This window comes from Pseudomonas sp. 9_2_1 (assembly GCF_059295275.1).
Genome location: NZ_CM181239.1, coordinates 1,566,709 through 1,584,503, shown reverse-complemented (window position 1 = coordinate 1,584,503; position 17,795 = coordinate 1,566,709). Strand labels below are relative to the sequence as shown.

Genomic DNA, 17,795 nt, shown 5'->3' with positions numbered 1-17,795 from the left:
CAAAGGCTTTCCGCCTTTGCAGGCTTGAGCGGCAATCGCCGGCAGGCGAACACGCCAACACAAAAAATTGACGCCATTTTATTGATCCAATATCCAGCCTGAAAACACGACAAAATATTTCTTCATCCCCATAAAGTATCAAAATGCCATGCCGATGAGATCTGCAGGCATCGCGCGCGTGGTCTCGCCTTGAGGCAACGCAAGAGAGTCTGGATGCCGCCCCCTCCCCCTGGATTATGAATCTATGACCTCAATCGTCACGGCAATGTCAACGGCACAAATCGCCGCTCTGTCAACCAAGCAAATATCGGCCCTGGGCACATCCGATATTGCCTCCCTGAGCTCCGCTCAGGCCGGCGCACTGTCCACCGCGCAGATTGCAGCACTTTCGACCTCCGATGTCGTGTCGCTGAGCACCGCGGCGATTGCGGCCTTCAACGCATCGCAACTCAAGGCGCTGGGCAAGGATGATGTCGCGGCGCTGGCTTCGTCTCAGGTCGCCGCCCTGTCGTCGACCCAGGTGGGGGCATTTTCCACCACCCAGATCGCCGCCATGACCACCTCGCAAGTGGGTGCACTGGCCGGCGCCATGACCACTGCCCAGATCGGCGTGTTGTCGACTAAGCAGATCGCCAGCGTGTCCACCACGACAATGGCTGCCCTGAGCACTGCTCAACTGGCAGCGATATCGACCAAGGACATCGCCGCCCTGACCACTGCCCAGCTGGGCGCCGTGGCCACCGCCGACCTCGCCACCTTGTCGACCGCCCAGGTCACGGCCATGACTACTGCACAGGTAGGCGCACTGGCTGCGAAGATGTCTACTACACAGATTGGCGCGTTGACAGCAACGCAGACCGCCGGGTTGTCCACGGCCGTGATCGGCTCGCTGGGTACCGCGCAGTTGCAGGCGATTTCCACCAAGGATATCGCCGCCCTGTCGACATCGCAGGTAGCCGGTTTGTCGACTGCCGTGCTCGGCAACCTGACTAACACGCAACTGAAGGCCATCGAGACCAAAGACATCGCTGCGATGTCGACCACTCAGTTGGCCGCCCTGACAACGGCTCAAGTGGGCGCCTTCACAACAGCGCAGGTGACGACTTTGAGCAGCACCCAGGTCGGTAGCCTGGGCGCCAAATTCAGCACCGGCCAGATCGCTGCATTGTCGACCAAGCAAATCGCAGGCGTTTCCACCACTACCATGGCCGCGCTGAGCACCGCTCAACTGGCAGCTATTTCAAGTAAAGACATTGCAGCCCTGAGCACCGCCCAACTGGGTGCGGTGGCTACCGCCGACCTCGCCAGCCTGTCGACCGCGCAGATCGGTGCAATGACAACCGTACAGGTCGGTGCCCTTGCTACCAAAATGTCGACCACCCAGATTGGCGCACTCTCCGTGGCACAGACTGCAGGGTTGTCGACCTCGGTATTGGGCGCTCTGAGCACGGCTCAGATCCAGGCGATCAGTACCAAGGACATCGCCGCCCTTTCGACTTCGCAGGTAGCCGGCCTGTCGACCGCTGCACTGGGCAACCTGACAACCGCGCAACTGACTGCCATCGAAACCAAAGACATCGCCGCCATGTCGACCAGCTTGCTCGGGGCCCTGACGACGGCCCAGGTTGGTGCCTTGGCCAAAGTCCAGGTTGCCGCGTTGAGCAGCGCTCAGGTCGATACGCTCGGCGCCAAGCTCAGCACCACCCAGGTCAACGCATTGTCGACCGGGCAAATAGCAGGCGTGTCCACCACGACCATGGCCGCCCTGAGCACCGCTCAGCTGGCGGCGATTTCGACCAAGGACATCGCCGCACTGACCACCGCCCAACTGGGCGCCGTGGCCACTGCAGCCCTCGCTACCTTGTCGACCGCCCAGATCACGGCAATGACCACGGCGCAGGTCGGCGCTTTGGCGGCCAAGATGTCGACGACGCAAATCGGCGCACTCACCGCGGCGCAGACCGCAGGGTTGTCGACCACCACTCTCGGCTCGCTTGGCACCGCTCAACTGCAGGCGATTTCCACCAAGGATATCGCAGCGCTATCCACCTCTCAGGTAGGCGGCCTGTCGACTACCGTGCTGGGCAACCTGACCACCGCCCAGCTGAAGGCCATCGAGACCAAGGACATCGCGGCAATGTCGACCACCCAGCTGGGTGCATTGACAACGGCCCAGGTCGGCACCCTGGCTACCGCTCAGCTTGCAGCGCTGAGCAGCACTCAGGTCGGTAGCCTTGGCGCAAAACTCGGCACCGCCCAGATCAGCGCACTGACGACCAAGCAGATCGCGGGCGTGTCGACCACCACCGTGGCTGCGCTGAGCACCGCTCAGGTAGCAGCAATCACCACCAAAGACATCGCCTCGATGTCGACCGCCCAACTGGGCAGCTTGGGCACGGCGGCCGTTGCAGCACTGACGACGGCTCAGATCGGCGCGCTGTCGACCACCCAGGTAGGAACCCTGCAAGCCAACCTCTCGACCGGGCAGATCGCAGCCTTGTCGACCAGCCAGGTGACCGGCCTGAACGCCGCCAGCCTGACCACTGCGCAGTTGCAGGCGATCGAGACCAGGGACATCAGCGCGCTGGTGACCTCGCAGCTGTCTGCATTGACCACCGGACAGATCGGCAACCTCACCACCGGCCAGGTAGCTGCGTTGAAGTACACCCAGGTCAACGCCCTGGCGTCGAGCTTCACTACCAGCCAGATCGGTGCCCTGACCGTTTCGCAGGCAGCGGGCCTGACCACCACCGTGCTCAACGGCCTCAGCACCTCGCAGTTGCAGTCGATTTCGACGAAGGACATCGCGGCACTGACCACCAGCCAGGTAGCGGGGTTGTCGACCACGTCCCTGGCGGCCCTGAGCACCACGCAGGTCAAGGCCATGGAGGCGGTCGACGTTGCCGCGCTGTCAACCGCGCAGGCCGGCGCGATGACCACCGCGCAAGTTACCAGCCTGACCACCAGCCAGGTAGCTGCCCTGAAGTACGCGCAGGTCAGTGCGCTGGCCAGCAATCTGTCTACTGGCCAGATCGGCTTGCTGAGCACCACTCAGATCTCGGGCATCACCACTACCGTGCTGGCCGGGCTGAGCACCACTCAGGTCGCCGCGATCTCGACCAAGGACATCGCGGCCTTGACGACTGCCCAGGTGAGCTCGCTTACCACATCGCAGATCGCCACGCTGTCGACTTCCCAGGTCAACGCACTGTCGCGCAACCAGGTTGGCTCCATGACCTCTGCGCAACTTGGTCAGCTCTCTACCACCCAGATCCCTTACCTGAACGTGTAAGGCAGGCCCGCTGCACTTGATTCATCACTGGCCCCTGCGCGTATCGCCACACCGATACGTGACAGGGCCTGTGGTGATGACAGGACGCAAGCACTCGGTTTCGGGCAGGCTCCTGCCGGAACCTTGCGCTCATCCCTTGTTTGTGGACGGGTTCCGCCATGCCCCTTTAGGATGTGCCGCAACCAGGTACCTGTGACGCCGATTCGCCTTTTTTTTCATTCCGACACCTCTGTGTGTTCCCGTCGCGATTTTGCGATTTTTTTTGAAACCCATTCTCCTATGACCATTCAGGAAGGGCGCCTCGAGGCGCTACTCGCTCAGATCAATAGCGGCCATGCTTGCGAGGCCCTGCCCGAACTTGAACAGCTGCTGGTACAGCTACCGGCCAACCCTGCCCTGCTTGGCTTGAGAGCCGAGGCCTTACGCCTCAGCGGGCGCCCGGTCGAGGCAATAGAGGCATTCAGGCTTGCGGCCGAAAACGGCGCCGGCGCGCGCAACTGGCTAGCCGCCGGCGTACTGCTGGCAGCCATGCGAACCACGGACGAGGCCCTGCAGTGTTTGCTCAAGGCCCACGAGGAAGCGCCCGACAACGAAGAAGTGCTCGACGCGCTTGTGACGACGTGTTTCAACGCAAATCGCCAGCATGAGGCAGTCGGCTATGCGCGCCTGCAGTTGTCGCTGAGCCGCAACCCTCGGCTACTGACGCATGCAGCACTGCTGCTGCAGAGTAACGACTGCTATGAAGAGTCGTCGAACGCCTTCAAGCAGATTCTCCAGCTGGCACCTGAAGATCCTGCCGTCATTGGCGCAGCGCTGGTGCCGGCGCGCTTCACCTGCGACTGGGACTGGATAGAAACCCTGCAACAAAAGATCGGCGCCTGGTACGACCAAGGGGCATTCGATTTTCCGCAGGAATACCCTTTGACCCACCTGACCTGGTGCCCGGATGAGGGGCGCAACCTTGGCGTCACCCAAGCCTACGTCAGTCGTATGGTACCGACGGTCACGCCACTTCCAACGCCTGCCAACGCCAGCGATCCGGGGGGGCGGCTGAGGGTAGGTTACGTGTCCTGCGACTTCCGCAATCATGCCACCATGCACCTGATGGCTGGCTTGCTCGAGTGCCATGACCGGGAACGCTTCGAAATTTTTGCCTACGACTACAGCGCATTCGATACTTCAGACTATCGGCAACGCTTCATCGACGCCGTTGAGCATCACATCGCCATTGATGCCATGAGTGATCAGCAGGCCGCCGAGCGGATTGCAGCCGATCGACTCGATATCCTGTTCGACCTCAAGCTGTATACGGGCGGCGGTCGCCCCGGCATCCTTGCGTACCGCCCCGCGCCGCTGCAGGTAGCCTACCTTGGCTTCCCCGGCAGCGCCGCAAGCCGCGATATCGACTACATCGTTTCGGACCGCTTTGTCACACCCGACAGCAGTACCACGCATTACCCGGAAGCATTCTGCCGCCTGCCGCACTCCTATCAGTGCAACGACCGTAAACGGGGTGCTGCATCCACCCCGACTACCCGCAGTGCCCACGGCCTGCCGGAAGACAAGGTGATCTTCGCCGCCTTCAATCAGTCCTACAAGATCGATCGCTCCAGCTTTGCCGTCTGGCTGCGTGTGCTGCAGGAAGTGCCGGGCTGCGTACTCTGGTTGCTAGGCCAGTGCGAAGCGGCGATCGCCAACCTCACCCGCCAGGCAGAGCGCGCGGGCGTCGACCCGCAGCGGCTGATTTTTGCCCCCTTCGCCGCGCCGGAACAGCACCTGGCCCGCTTGCAGCTGGCCGATGCGGTGCTGGATACCCTGGTGTGCAACGGCCATACCACCACATCGGATGCACTCTGGGCTGGCGTGCCGGTGATCACCTCGCAGGGCGGCCACTTTTGCTCACGGGTCAGCGAAAGCCTGCTGAACGCCATTGAAATGCCGGAACTGGTAGGTTCCGACCCTGACGACATGGTGCGCATCTGCCGACGGATCGGCAGCGACGCCGATTATCGCTCAGCGCTGCGCAACAAGGTCAGCGCCAACCGTTTGACGACTCCATTGTTCGACACGCTACGTTTCACCCGCAATTTCGAAATGGGCATTGAACTGATGACCCGGCAGCATCGCCCAGGGCTGAAGGGCGAGCATATCGATGTGCCAGACTGCGGCCCGGTGACGCTAGACCAGGCCCCTGAGGCGCAGCCGCGATCCCGCTCACACGCTTTGCAAGAGGCGTACACGGCGTGCCCTTTGTGCGAAGGGGCGAGCACGACGCTTGGCTTCGCCAACTGCGCTGCTCACCCCCTGTGGCATGAACCGCTGCCAGCGACTATCGAATGGATGCGCTGCCCGACCTGCGGCCACGTGCACAGCCGCCATTACTGGACAGATGCGGGCCTGGCCGAGGTGTTCCGCAACGCCAACGCCAATCAGCTTGCGCAGTTTTCTGACAACCATGACAACAAACGGGCGCTCTGGGTACCCGTGGTGGAGAGGAGCATAGGGTTGCTGGGCGGCTTCCAGTCGGTGCTTAACCGTGACTGCAAACCTTTATGGCTGGATGTCGGCTGTGGCGACGGTACGCTGGTCATGACCGCAGGTGACTACGGGTTTTCGACCACCGGCCTGGATGCCCGCGCAGAGGCCGTCAGCCGCCTTCAGGGGCTGGGGTTCGATGCGCTGCAACAGGACTTCATGACGCTGCAATGCGAGCGACCGCTCGACGTTCTATCGATGATGGACCTTCTCGAACACATGCCCTACCCGATCAGGGCCTTGCGCAAAGCTGCGCAACTCCTACGCCCGGGCGGTATTTTGGTCATCAGCCTGCCCGACATGACATGTTCAAGCTGGAAAATAATGGATGCGGAGAATGCCAACCCGTACTGGATGGAAATCGAGCATTACCATAATTTCAGCCGCGAACGGCTGCTTGCGTTGCTGAACGACAACGGTTTCAGCGTGGCCGACTTCACCGTGCCCAACCGCTACAAAGCCCAGATGGAGCTTTACGCAATACGCAGGTAGCGCACCGGGTGGTCAGGCGCGGCATTGCCCAACAATGCACGAACCTGGCCACCCGGCGCGGATGAAGCCCCTTACTTGGCCTGGTAGATGATCCCCGGGCTGCACTGCACCATCTGGTAATGGTCCGGCAACCCGTTCAGCGCCTCCGAAGCCCCCAGGAACAGGTACCCGCCCGGCTTCAGGGTACTGTGAATGCGCAACAGAATGTCGCGCTTCACCTGCGCCGAGAAGTAGATCAGCACGTTGCGGCAAAACACGATGTCGAACTTGCCCAGGCTGGCATAACTGTCCAGCAGGTTGAACGAGCGGAATTCGACCCGGCTGCGAATCGCCGGTTTCACTGCCCAGCGCCCGGCCCCCTTGGGGTCGAAGTAACGTTGCAGGCGCTCCTGCGACAGGCCGCGGGCAATCGCCAGGCTATCGTACTCGCCGGTCTTGCAGTTGTTCAGCATGGTGCCGGACAGGTCGGTGGCAACAATTTGCGCCCCCATCTTCAGCTGGCCAAGGTTGCTGCGCTCGAATTCGTCGATGGCCATCGAGATGGAATACGGCTCCTGCCCCGACGAACAGGCCGCCGACCACATGCGCAGGCGCTGGCCGGGGTTGTTGCGGATGAACTCGGGGATCACCTTGTTCTTCAGCACTTCGAACGGGTAGGTATCGCGAAACCACAAGGTCTCGTTGGTGGTCATGGCATCGACCACCTGCTCGCGCAAACCGCTGCGCGGCTGGGTCTGGATGCGCTGCACCAGCTCGCCCAGGCTCTTGATGCCCTGTTGTTCCATCAGCTTGTTGAGACGGCTGGAAACCAGATACTGCTTGTTCTCGCCCAGCAGGATGCCACAGGCTTTCTCCAGGAAGACCCGGAACTGTTCGAAATCCAAATTACCCGTAGACACTACTTTGCCGCCTCTTTTCAATCACTGGTGCCGGGGCGTACCCCGGCTGCTTCAATGCGCTGCCTTGATCCGGTCGACCACCCGCTGGGCCAGGTCGTCCGGCTTGAACTTGGCCAGGAAGTCATCGGCACCGACCTTCTTGACCATCGCCTGGTTGAACACCCCGGAAAGCGAAGTATGCAGGCAGATGTGCAATTTTTGCATGCGTGGGTCGCTGCGGATCTCTGCCGTTAGCGTATAGCCGTCCATTTCCGGCATTTCAATGTCCGAGATCATCATCAGGAACTCTTCTTCCGGCTTTTTACCCTCATCCACCAGCTGGCGCAGGTAGTTCAGGGCCTGACGGCCGTCATTGAGTGCCACCACCTCGACCCCCACGGTCTGCAGGCAACGGCTGACCTGCTTGCGCGCCACCGATGAATCGTCGACGGTCAGCACCCGCAGCAGCACGGCCTTGTCCTGGGTTTCGGCATCGATCACCCCGACCGACACCGACTCGGACGACGGCGACACTTCGGCCAGCACCTTTTCCACGTCGATGATCTCGACCATGCGGTTGTCCACCCGGGTCACCGCAGTCAGGTAGTGGTCGCGGCCGGTCCCCTTGGGTGGCGGGTGGATTTCTTCCCAGTTCATGTTGACGATGCGCTCTACCGAGTGCACCAGGAAACCCTGGGTCTTGGTGTTGTACTCGGTGATGATCACGAAGCTGTTGCGCGTCTCTTCCTCCAACGGCCGCAACCCGGTGGCCATCGACAAGTCGAGGATCGGGATGGTCGCCCCGCGAATGTTGGCAACGCCACGCACCACGGGGTGCGCCTTGGGCAGCAGGGTCAGTGCAGGGCACTGCAGCACTTCCCTGACCTTGAATACGTTGATTCCGTACAGCTGTTGGCCATTGAGGCGAAACAGCAGCAATTCCAGGCGATTCTGCCCCACCAGCTGCGTGCGCTGGTTGACCGAATCCATAACACCCGCCATGCCAGACTCCTTTACATTTCAGCCTTTGGTTGCAACTCAGGTAGCGAGTCGGCACGGGCTTTGCTTTTTTGAGCGCCATGCACACGAAAACGACATTTTTCCGACGATTGACGCACCTGCTGACTGGCTTGCTGGCAACCCTGTGCCTGCTGGTGCCCGGCGTTCGCACGGTAGCGGACGCGTTCACCTTGCCTGAACAGCTTATCGGTGTCACCCAAGGGTTTCTTGAATTCACCGTCGAAGATTATCTGGCCACCACCCAGACAGCCGGCCGCTACGAAATCCAGGTCAACCCGCTGGACCCGCGCCTGCGCATGCCGCTGTGCAGCCAGCAGCTGGACGCCTCGCTGGAAAGCCCCGCGCTACCGCTGGGCCGGGTGACAGTGCGGGTACGCTGTGACAGCGCCGCACCGTGGACGGTGTTTGTGCCGGCTACCGTGCGCCTGTTCCGCGACGTGGTAGTGGTAACCCGCCCGCTCAAGCGTGACAACGTGGTGGGCGAAGGCGACGTGGCCCTGCGCGAGCGCGATGTGGGCACCCTGGGCCAGGGCTTCCTGACCGAGCTGGACCAGGCGGTAGGCATGAAGATGCTGCGCCCCACGGTGATCGATCAGGTGCTCACCCCGCAGCACCTTGAGCAGGCCGAGGTGGTACGCAAGGGCGACCATGTGGTGATCATCGCCCGCAGCGGCAGCCTGAGTGTGCGCATGCCCGGCGAAGCGCTGGCCAAGGGTGGCCTGAGCGAGCAGATTCGGGTGCGCAACCTGAATTCCAAGCGGGTGGTCAAGGCCAGGGTGACCGGCCCGGGCCAGGTCGAGGTGAGCATGTAGGCCAGCCGCCAGATTGCGCTGGCAGAGAGGAACCGCTTTTTCTAAACTGTGTCAGAACACGGGTTCGCGAGCTTGCTGACAGGCGGCTGTGCATTTGTGCCTAAAGTTTCTATCGGGTTGGCCGAAAACAAGGCAAGCGTCCAAATACCCAGAGGTTTCTGATCATGGTCATCGACTTCAGTCGTTTGAATAACTCTCCGTCCGTCACGGGCGGTGTGCGCGGCAACAGCGCGCCCGGCAGCGCCGAAAAACCGGCAGCCAGCCCGGAAGCCGCCAGCGGCACCAGCGCCAGCGGAGAAGCGGTACACCTCAGCCAAGAGGCAAAGCAGTTGCAAAAGATCAGCGACAAGCTGCGCGACGAGCCAGTGGTCAACAACGCCCGCGTGGCCCAGTTGAAGCAGGCAATCGCCGATGGCAGCTACCAGGTCGATACCGGCCGGGTCGCCAGCAAACTGCTTGATTTCGAAGCCCAGCGCTGACCCTACGGCGCGCTGACTTCACGGACGCTTGAAAAGCCAAGAGTTAGCCATGCACGACACGACCTTGCTGCAACTGATGGAAGATGACATTGCCCCGATGCAGGAACTGCTCGACCTCCTGAACAAGGAGGCGATCGCTCTGCACGGCCGCGACATGCCGTTGCTGGAGCAGATCCTGGCCCGCAAGCAGTCGTTGATCATCTTGCTCGAGCAGCATGGCCAGCGCCGCAGCCAGTTGCTCGGCAGCCTGGGCCTGACTGCCGACCGTGCCGGCGTGCAGGCATTGGCCGCGCAATCGCAGCATGGCGAGGCGATGCTGCAGCGGCTCGACATGCTGTCGAAGCTGATGGACGACTGCCAGCAGGTCAACCAGACCAATGGCCGGATCATCCAGGTGCAGCAACACATCACCAGCAACCAGGTCAGGATTCTCATGGGTGGCGATTCGCCGTCGCTCTACGACAGCCGTGGCAGCACCTCGCTGCTGGCCAAGCCTCGGGCGCTCAGCCAGGTGTGATTTTTTCTATCAAGGCACGGAACATACTGGCAAAATGCCGTTACTTGCGTGTGTCGCTTTTGCCTGGAGAACGATAAGCCGTGTTCAATGAAACCGATGCCCCGCAGCCGCCGAAGGTGCTGAACACCCCTTTGGAGATTGCGGCCAACTTGCGGCAGCTGCAGGAAAGCCACGACCCCCTGATCATCACCTTCCACGACCGCAGCCAGCGCTTCCAGAGCTACGTGGTGCACGTGGACCGTGACAGCAACACCCTGGCGCTGGACGAAATGATCCCGCGTGACGGCGAGAAGTTCATCGAGAATGGCGAACACTTCCGCGTCGAAGGCTTCCACGATGGCGTACGCATCGCCTGGGAATGCAACCACGAACTGAAGATTACCGAGGTCGATGGCCACCGCAGCTACCGTGGCGCCATGCCTGTAGAGATGACCTACCACCAGCGCCGCAACGCCTTCCGTGCCGCGCTGAAGCTTTCGCAGCTGGTCGATATCATCCTCGACGGCACCCACCTCAAGGGCAACGGCGCCTTGCGCGGCAAACTGCTGGACATCTCCGCCACCGGCTGCAAACTGCGCTTCGAGGGCAATGTCGAAGACCGCTTGCAACTGGGGCAGGTGTACGAGCGGTTCAAGGCGGGGAACCCGCTGGGCCTGGTGGATACCATGGTCGAGCTGCGCCACCTGCACTACGAAGAGCGTATCAACACCACCTTCGCTGGCGTGCGCTTCCACAACCTCAGTGGGCAGGCGCAGCGCAAAATCGAGAGTTTTGTCTACCAGCTGCAGCGTGAAGCGCGGCGGTTTGACAAGGACGACTATTGATCGTCGGTCTGTAAAACGCAAACGCCACCTTTCGAGGTGGCGTTTTCATTTGTGTTTCTCCTGTGCTGGCCATTGGGGCCGCTACGCGCCCCATCGCCGGCAAGCCAGCTCCCACACGGACGGCGCCAGTCTCAGGCTATGAGCTGTACCTGTGGGAGCTGGCTTGCCGGCGATGAGGCCAAGGCATGCAGCCTAGCTGCCACAGGGACGGCGCCAATCTCAGGCCATGAGCTGTACCTGTGGGAGCTGGCTTGCCGGCGATGAGGCCAAGGCATGCAGCCTAGCTGCCACAGGGACGGCGCCAGTCTCAGGCTATGAGCTGTACCTGTGGGAGCTGGCTTGCCGGCGATGAGGCCAGGGCAGGCAACCTGGCTGCCACAAGGACGGCGCCAGTCTCAGGCCATGAGCTGTACCTGTGGGAGCTGGCTTGCCGGCGATGAGGCCAAGGCATACAGCCTAGCTGCCACACGGACGGCGCCAGTCTCAGGCCATGAGCTGTACCTGTGGGAGCTGGCTTGCCGGCGATGAGGCCAGGGCAGGCAACCTAGCTTTTGTTGGCCTCCGCAGGTTCTGCAACCTGTGGCTTGCTTTCTGACTCACCCTTCTCTTCTGCCTCGGTATCCTCCGCCGCCACCGGCGCCTGCATCACGTCCTGCACGGTCTGCTCATCCACCCGTGGGTCCAGCGCTGCCGACAACGGCGAACCGGCTGCGGGCATTGCCACGTGGCCCAGCGGCGCATCCTGCACCTGGTGCAGCCCGGTAACCGCTTTCGGCCGGATGCGCCACACCAGCACCAGCGCGAAGAACACGAAAAAGGCATACAGCATCTGCGGGCCCAGCACCTTCATCAGCACGCCCGCCGCCAGTGGCCCGATGCATGCGCCCACGCCATAGGTCACCAGTAGCATTGCCGTCAGCGACACCCGTCGCTCGCTTTCCACATGGTCGTTGGAGAATGCCACCGCCAATGGGTACAGGCAAAACTGCAGCAACGAAATCAGAAAGCCCATGCCGAACAGCAGCTCCAGCGGCACGCTGGGCAGTATCGCCAGCGGCGCAGCGGCAAGCGCCAGGCCAACCGCCACACTGCGGATCAGCACCGCTCGGTCGTAGCGGTCCGACAGCCAGCCTAACGGCCACTGCACCAGCAGGCCGGCAAAGATACAGCTACCCATGAACAGACCGATCTGCTCGGTGCTCATACCCTGACTGGAGGCATACAAAGGCGCCAGGCCGTAGAACGAGCCGACGATCAGCCCGGAGCCGAGCACCGTGCTGAGCGACTGCGGCACACGCTTGATGAAGAACTTCGGCTCCATCGGCGCCGGGCGCAGCGGAGCCGGGTGAATGCGCCGGGTCATCGCCACCGGCACCAGGCACAGGGCAAAGCACATGGCCACCAGCATCAGCAGCTCGGGGCCGAGTTGCGGATGCACCACCAGGATCAGCTGGCCGAGCACCAACCCCAGGTAAGAGGCGATCATGTAGCCGCTGAACACCGCCCCGCGGTGCTTGACGTCGGCCTGCTCGTTGAGCCAGCTCTCGATGACCATGTACTGGCACATCATCCCCAGGCCGACGATCATTCGCAGCCCCACCCACGCTGGCAACCAGCTGGTGAGGCCATGGCCCAGCACCGCCGCGCCGACGATACCGGCGCAGGTGGCGTACGCACGGATATGCCCTACCCGGCCAATCAACCGGTGGCCGACCTTGCCGCCCAGGGCCAGGCCGAAGTAGTTGGCAGCCATCAGCGCACCAATCCACAGGCTGTCGACATTATCGGCAGCCAGGCGCAGGGCCAGGTAGGTACTGAGCAGGCCCGAGCCGATCAACATCATCAGCGCGGCGAAATACAACGACTGAAACGGCTTCCAGATATTTCGCATACGTCCCGTGAAGCTCCCTGGTCAGGTGGCGGTTGGGTGCTAGCAGCATAAAGGCAAAAACCGCCTGGCGCAGGCCCCTCATAAGCGATTTGCCGGTGCAGAGGCGTGTCCGGTGCAGGTCGTGTCGCGATCAGGCCTGTGCCGCCAGCACCCGGCGTTCCCATGGCGTGATTTCGTCGAAGAAGTCGGTCAGCTCCAGGGTCTTGCTGGCGATGTAGCCTTCGATGAACTCGCTGCCGAACAGTTCCCGCGCCAGCGTGCTGCCCTTGAGCCGCTGCAGCGCAGCATGCAGGGTGCATGGCAGGCCCAGGTGCTCCGGCACCTCGAACTCGCCCTGAATGGCCGGCGACGGCTGCAGGCGCTGCTCGATGCCATGCAGGCCGGCAGCCAGGCTGGCGGCAATGGCCAGGTACGGGTTGGCGTCGGCGCCAGGCAGGCGGTTTTCCACCCGCCGCGCCACCGATGCACTGGCCGGGATGCGCAGGCCGGCGGCGCGGTTGTCCTCGGACCAGCAGGCGTTGTTCGGCGAGGCATAGGGGTGGCACAGCCGCTGGTAGGAGTTGACGTTGGGCGCGAACAGCGCAGTAAAGTCGGCCATGCACGCCTGCAGGCCGCCGATGAAGTGGTGGAAGGTGTCGGTCGGCAGGCCCTGCGCATCACTGAATATGTTACGCCCGCTGCTGGCTTCGACCAGGCTCTGGTGAATATGCATCGAGCTGCCCGGGGTGCGCGCCAGCGGCTTGGCCATGCACACCACGGTCAGGCCGTGCTTGAGCGCCACCTCCTTGAGCAGGTGTTTGAACAGAAAGGTCTGGTCGGCCAGCAACAGCGGGTCGCCGTGCAGCAGGTTGATTTCGAACTGGCTGACGCCCATTTCGTGCATGAAGGTGTCGCGCGGCAGGCCCAACGCGGCCATGCACTGGTAGACATCGCTGAAGAACGGGCGCAGGCCGTTGTTGGAACTGACGCTGAATGCCGAATGGCCCGACTCCCGGCGGCCATCGGTACCCAACGGTGGCTGGAACGGCTGCAGCGGGTCGCTGTTGGGCGCAAACACGAAGAACTCCAGCTCGGTCGCCACCACTGGCGCAAGGCCCAGCGCTGCGTAGCGGGCGATCACCGCCTTGAGCTGGCCACGGGTGGACAGCGCCGAAGGCCGGCCATCCAGTTCGATGGCATCGCAGATGGCCAGGGCACGGCCGTCACTGCTCCAGGGCAGACGATGCAGCTGGCCGGGCTCGGCTACCAGCGCCAGGTCACCGTCATCGCCACCATAGAACTTCGCCCGCGGGTAGCCGCCCATGATGCATTGCAGCAGCACACCGCGGGCCATCTGAAGGCGGCGGCCTTCGAGAAAGCCTTCGGCGGTCATCACCTTGCCGCGTGGCACGCCGTTAAGGTCGGGGGTGACGCATTCGACTTCATCGATACCTTGGAGCTGAGCAGTGCTCATGACACTTGTCCTTGTTGTTGTATGCCGACAACAACATAGGCCGGGGGTGTTTAAAATATCAAGCAGCAAGCTCACTAGAGGTTACCCGCTGCCCCCGACTTGGCAGCAAGGCTTTCCATCTCCCCCCTGCGCCCGCCTGAAGATTACCTTGGGCTCACCCCATGCTGGGGTGATTGAAACCGGAGGGCTGTATGTTGAAAGCTGATTTTACCGCAGAGTTGCACCGCGAAGGCGGAGGCCAAGTGGTCGTTGCAAGCCCGAGTCTGTTTAGCAAGAAAGGGAAAATGTTTAACCCGGAAGGGTTAGTGGATGACGAGGGCTGGTTGTGCATTGATGCCGAGCGCGACGAGTATAAGTTCACCCGCGGGGAGTACAGACCTATTGTATTTAAATTCAATTACATCAAAGAGGAAGGGAAAGGCGTCGGGAAACGCACGCTTTACTCCATCTCATGCAAAAGCGGGTGGGAATACGACGGCGCCAGGCTGGAAAGAAATGCCAGGGGCTGGCTGGGTCTATATGGTACGGGTGTGATCGGCAGAATCACGGACGCCGTGACAAACTATCCCTTGCACCTGGCAGGACTGGGTGACTACTGGAAAATCGAGACACTGCAGGATTGGGATGGTGACTTGCGTAGTGCCGAAGACGTTCCATTCTACCTGCGCGACAAACACGGCCATCGTGTTGCGCTGGCAACGCCAGATGACGCCGCCGTCGACCTGTCCACCAGACATGACAGATATTTGAACGCCGGCGAAACACCCGGCGACATACTCAAGTTCAACCTACGCAATATCAACCTGATCGAGTAGCGGTGAGTTAACGCAGTGCCGGACAGTGCGGACGCTGGCCCTATGTCTGGTTTCAAGAGGCATGCTTGAAGGGAGCTGGCCTATTGCGCATCAACGCTTTCCAACTCTCTTTTCTCAAGCATGAGCATTACCGTTACTCACCCCATGCTGGGATTATCTAAGACCGGAGACTACATGATCAAAGCTGATTTCACCGCCGAGTTGCATTGTGAAGGCGCAGGCCAAGTGGTAGTTGCAGACGCAAGTTGGTATGAGCCTACCATGAGACTGGATGACCAAGGCTGGTTATGCGCCGAAAACGACCGCGAAGACCACCAACTCACCAGCGGCCAATTCCTGCGTATCAAATTTGACTTCGAGTATCTGAGAATGGAGCGGGGCTCTGCCGGGGAGCGCGCGATCTACAACATAAAATGCAATAACCGATGGAACTATGCAGGCGCGAGGCTGGAAAGAAATGCCAGAGGCTGGCTGGGCCTGTATGGCACGGGATGGACGGGCAGGGTCACTGATGCAGTGACGAACCTCCCCCTGCACCTGGCTGGATTTGGCGACTATTGGAAAATTGACACGCTTCGGGACTGGAACGGTAACGTGGAGAGCGCCGACAGCATTCCGTTCTACCTGCGCGACAAACACGGCCACCGTGTAGCACGGGCAAAGTCCAAAGACGCATCGGTAGACCTGTCTCTGAATCGGGCCAGGTTTCTGAATTCAGGCGAAACGCCTGGAGAAATAGTCACGTTCTATCTTAAAAACATCCAACTCGCCTCATAACCACATTGGGCCTCGGCATGGGCTACAGGACCCAACCTGTAGCCATGCCAGCCAAGGGCATTGCCCAATATGATCAGCGGCTCAAACGACGTCTATTCGCGCAAGGTCATGCCATTGGCCGGCAACGGCAAGGCCGTCTTGTAGCGCACCTGCTTCAACGCAAAGCTCGAGCGTATATTCGCCACCCCCGGCAACCGCGTCAGGTAATCGAGAAACCGCTCCAGCGCCTGGATGCTCGGCAGCAAGACCCGCAGCAGGTAATCCGGGTCCCCCGTCATCAGGTAGCACTCCATCACCTCGGGCCGCTCGGCGATTTCTTCCTCGAAGCGGTGCAGCGACTGCTCCACCTGCTTCTCCAGGCTGACATGGATGAACACATTTACATCAAGCCCCAGCGCCTCGGGTGATAACAAGGTCACCTGCTGGCGGATCACCCCCAGTTCTTCCATGGCCCGCACCCGGTTGAAACAGGGCGTCGGCGACAGGTTGACCGAGCGTGCCAGCTCGGCATTGGTGATGCGGGCATTTTCTTGCAGGCTGTTGAGAATGCCGATATCGGTACGATCGAGTTTGCGCATGAGACAAAATCACCGGTTTTTTGTGTTTATGCGGAATGTTTATCTGGCCCGATCGGCAAAGGCAATCAACTTGAGAGAAAAATTCTCCTGCCGGGCCACTAAGATGTAGATGACGCTGACCTACCAGTCACAAGCCGGTATTCAGCGGCGGCCGCTTCAGAGCTCACAAAAACAAATATCCGAGCGAGCGTAAACAGCATGAACGAGTACGCCCCCCTGCGTTTGCATGTGCCCGAGCCTACCGGCCGGCCAGGCTGCCAGACCGATTTTTCCTACCTGCGCCTGAACGATGCAGGTAAAGCCCGTAAACCCCCTGTCGATGTCGATGCTGCCGACACCGCCGACCTGTCCTACAGCCTGGTCCGCGTGCTCGATGAGCAGGGCAACGCCCAAGGCCCGTGGGCCGAGGACATCGACCCGCAAGTGCTGCGTCAAGGCATGCGTGCCATGCTCAAGACGCGGATCTTCGACAGCCGTATGGTGGTCGCCCAGCGCCAGAAGAAGATGTCCTTCTACATGCAGAGCCTGGGTGAAGAAGCCATCGGCAGCGGCCAGGCCCTGGCGCTTAACCGCACCGACATGTGCTTCCCCACCTACCGCCAGCAAAGCATCCTGATGGCCCGCGACGTGTCGCTGGTGGAGATGATCTGCCAGCTGCTGTCCAACGAGCGCGACCCGCTGAAGGGTCGCCAGCTGCCGATCATGTATTCGGTGCGCGAGGCCGGCTTCTTTACCATCAGCGGCAACCTGGCGACCCAGTTCGTGCAGGCGGTCGGCTGGGCCATGGCTTCGGCAATCAAGGGTGATACCAAGATCGCTTCGGCCTGGATCGGCGACGGCGCCACCGCCGAGTCGGACTTCCACACCGCCCTCACCTTCGCCCACGTGTACCGTGCGCCGGTGATCCTCAACGTGGTCAACAACCAGTGGGCCATCTCCACCTTCCAGGCTATCGCCGGTGGCGAGTCGACCACCTTTGCCGGCCGTGGCGTGGGTTGCGGCATCGCCTCGCTGCGGGTTGACGGCAACGACTTCGTCGCCGTGTACGCCGCTTCGCGCTGGGCCGCCGAGCGCGCCCGTCGGGGCCTGGGCCCGAGCCTGATCGAGTGGGTCACCTACCGTGCCGGGCCACACTCGACGTCTGACGACCCGTCCAAGTACCGCCCCGCCGATGACTGGAGCCACTTCCCGCTGGGTGACCCGATCGCCCGCCTGAAGCAGCACCTGATCAAGATCGGCCACTGGTCCGAGGAAGAGCACCAAGCCACCACGGCCGAGTTCGAAGCCACCGTGATTGCGGCGCAGAAGGAAGCCGAGCAGTACGGCACCATGGCCAACGGTCACATTCCGAGCGCCGCCTCGATGTTCGAGGACGTGTACAAGGACATGCCCGACCACCTGCGCCGTCAACGCCAGGAACTGGGGGTTTGAG

The 17,795-nt window shown here is 61.6% G+C and carries 14 protein-coding genes; 9 read left to right on the top strand and 5 right to left on the bottom strand.

The window, feature by feature from the left end:
• Positions 1-265: 265 nt before the first annotated feature.
• Both AC5O5I_RS07110 and AC5O5I_RS07105 read left to right on the top strand, forming a co-directional pair.
• Entirely contained in the window at positions 266-3,292 is a 3,027-nt protein-coding gene (locus AC5O5I_RS07110; protein ID WP_494512262.1) for a beta strand repeat-containing protein, read from the top strand.
• A 279-nt stretch (positions 3,293-3,571) separates the two neighbouring features.
• Entirely contained in the window at positions 3,572-6,319 is a 2,748-nt protein-coding gene (locus AC5O5I_RS07105; protein WP_494512261.1) for an O-linked N-acetylglucosamine transferase family protein, read from the top strand.
• Between the two features lie 71 nt (positions 6,320-6,390).
• On the opposite strand, the gene cheR is transcribed toward AC5O5I_RS07105, so the two are convergent.
• Together cheR and AC5O5I_RS07095 are read right to left on the bottom strand one after the other, a co-directional pair.
• Positions 6,391-7,218, bottom strand: a complete 828-nt coding sequence (gene cheR / locus AC5O5I_RS07100; protein ID WP_172288765.1) for a protein-glutamate O-methyltransferase CheR — start codon at positions 7,216-7,218, stop codon at positions 6,391-6,393.
• A gap of 51 nt (positions 7,219-7,269) precedes the next feature.
• Positions 7,270-8,199 (bottom strand): chemotaxis protein CheV, encoded by a 930-nt coding sequence (locus AC5O5I_RS07095; protein ID WP_172232027.1) that lies wholly within the window; start codon positions 8,197-8,199, stop codon positions 7,270-7,272.
• Positions 8,200-8,276: 77 nt separating this feature from the next.
• On the opposite strand from AC5O5I_RS07095, the gene flgA reads away from it, so the two are divergent.
• The 4 genes from flgA to AC5O5I_RS07075 all read left to right on the top strand — a co-directional run bounded on the left by flgA (position 8,277) and on the right by AC5O5I_RS07075 (position 10,849).
• The gene (flgA, locus tag AC5O5I_RS07090) at positions 8,277-9,029 is read left to right on the top strand and encodes a flagellar basal body P-ring formation chaperone FlgA (protein WP_172232030.1); all 753 of its coding nucleotides are present in this window, start codon (positions 8,277-8,279) and stop codon (positions 9,027-9,029) included.
• 164 nt (positions 9,030-9,193) lie between these two features.
• Positions 9,194-9,508 carry a flagellar biosynthesis anti-sigma factor FlgM gene (gene flgM, locus AC5O5I_RS07085; protein ID WP_494512260.1) on the top strand — a complete coding sequence of 105 codons (315 nt, stop codon included), beginning with the start codon at positions 9,194-9,196 and terminating at the stop codon, positions 9,506-9,508.
• A 49-nt stretch (positions 9,509-9,557) separates the two neighbouring features.
• Complete coding sequence (locus AC5O5I_RS07080; RefSeq protein WP_172232036.1) at positions 9,558-10,025, top strand: flagella synthesis protein FlgN; 468 nt, start codon at positions 9,558-9,560, stop codon at positions 10,023-10,025.
• Positions 10,026-10,105: 80 nt separating this feature from the next.
• A complete protein-coding gene (locus AC5O5I_RS07075) occupies positions 10,106-10,849 on the top strand; it encodes a flagellar brake protein (protein ID WP_494512259.1) in 744 nt (247 codons plus the stop codon).
• A 544-nt stretch (positions 10,850-11,393) separates the two neighbouring features.
• On the opposite strand, the gene AC5O5I_RS07070 is transcribed toward AC5O5I_RS07075, so the two are convergent.
• Together AC5O5I_RS07070 and AC5O5I_RS07065 are read right to left on the bottom strand one after the other, a co-directional pair.
• Positions 11,394-12,740 carry an MFS transporter gene (locus AC5O5I_RS07070; protein WP_172229235.1) on the bottom strand — a complete coding sequence of 449 codons (1,347 nt, stop codon included), beginning with the start codon at positions 12,738-12,740 and terminating at the stop codon, positions 11,394-11,396.
• Between the two features lie 130 nt (positions 12,741-12,870).
• Entirely contained in the window at positions 12,871-14,112 is a 1,242-nt protein-coding gene (locus AC5O5I_RS07065; RefSeq protein ID WP_494512742.1) for a glutamine synthetase family protein, read from the bottom strand.
• A gap of 272 nt (positions 14,113-14,384) precedes the next feature.
• On the opposite strand from AC5O5I_RS07065, the gene AC5O5I_RS07060 reads away from it, so the two are divergent.
• Together AC5O5I_RS07060 and AC5O5I_RS07055 are read left to right on the top strand one after the other, a co-directional pair.
• A complete protein-coding gene (locus tag AC5O5I_RS07060; RefSeq protein ID WP_172288038.1) occupies positions 14,385-15,008 on the top strand; it encodes a hypothetical protein in 624 nt (207 codons plus the stop codon).
• Between the two features lie 174 nt (positions 15,009-15,182).
• Positions 15,183-15,785, top strand: coding sequence for a hypothetical protein (locus AC5O5I_RS07055; protein WP_494512258.1), 603 nt, complete (start codon positions 15,183-15,185; stop codon positions 15,783-15,785).
• 92 nt (positions 15,786-15,877) lie between these two features.
• On the opposite strand, the gene bkdR is transcribed toward AC5O5I_RS07055, so the two are convergent.
• Positions 15,878-16,363 carry a Bkd operon transcriptional regulator BkdR gene (gene bkdR, locus AC5O5I_RS07050; protein WP_012273540.1) on the bottom strand — a complete coding sequence of 162 codons (486 nt, stop codon included), beginning with the start codon at positions 16,361-16,363 and terminating at the stop codon, positions 15,878-15,880.
• A gap of 198 nt (positions 16,364-16,561) precedes the next feature.
• On the opposite strand from bkdR, the gene AC5O5I_RS07045 reads away from it, so the two are divergent.
• Positions 16,562-17,794, top strand: a complete 1,233-nt coding sequence (locus tag AC5O5I_RS07045) for a 3-methyl-2-oxobutanoate dehydrogenase (2-methylpropanoyl-transferring) subunit alpha (protein ID WP_172229241.1) — start codon at positions 16,562-16,564, stop codon at positions 17,792-17,794.
• Position 17,795: the final 1 nt, after the last annotated feature.

Bases quoted from the DNA above. Each gene is read 5' to 3' on its own strand.
- AC5O5I_RS07105 (WP_494512261.1), top strand. From the start codon at position 3,572: ATGACCATTCAGGAAGGGCGCCTCGAGGCGCTACTCGCTCAGATCAAT.
- AC5O5I_RS07060 (WP_172288038.1), top strand. From the start codon at position 14,385: ATGTTGAAAGCTGATTTTACCGCAGAGTTGCACCGCGAAGGCGGAGGC.
- AC5O5I_RS07055 (WP_494512258.1), top strand. From the start codon at position 15,183: ATGATCAAAGCTGATTTCACCGCCGAGTTGCATTGTGAAGGCGCAGGC.
- AC5O5I_RS07080 (WP_172232036.1), top strand. From the start codon at position 9,558: ATGCACGACACGACCTTGCTGCAACTGATGGAAGATGACATTGCCCCG.
- flgM (WP_494512260.1), top strand. From the start codon at position 9,194: ATGGTCATCGACTTCAGTCGTTTGAATAACTCTCCGTCCGTCACGGGC.
- flgA (WP_172232030.1), top strand. From the start codon at position 8,277: ATGCACACGAAAACGACATTTTTCCGACGATTGACGCACCTGCTGACT.
- AC5O5I_RS07110 (WP_494512262.1), top strand. From the start codon at position 266: ATGTCAACGGCACAAATCGCCGCTCTGTCAACCAAGCAAATATCGGCC.
- AC5O5I_RS07065 (WP_494512742.1), bottom strand. From the start codon at position 14,112: ATGACCGCCGAAGGCTTTCTCGAAGGCCGCCGCCTTCAGATGGCCCGC.
- AC5O5I_RS07070 (WP_172229235.1), bottom strand. From the start codon at position 12,740: ATGCGAAATATCTGGAAGCCGTTTCAGTCGTTGTATTTCGCCGCGCTG.
- AC5O5I_RS07045 (WP_172229241.1), top strand. From the start codon at position 16,562: ATGAACGAGTACGCCCCCCTGCGTTTGCATGTGCCCGAGCCTACCGGC.
- bkdR (WP_012273540.1), bottom strand. From the start codon at position 16,363: ATGCGCAAACTCGATCGTACCGATATCGGCATTCTCAACAGCCTGCAA.
- AC5O5I_RS07095 (WP_172232027.1), bottom strand. From the start codon at position 8,199: ATGGCGGGTGTTATGGATTCGGTCAACCAGCGCACGCAGCTGGTGGGG.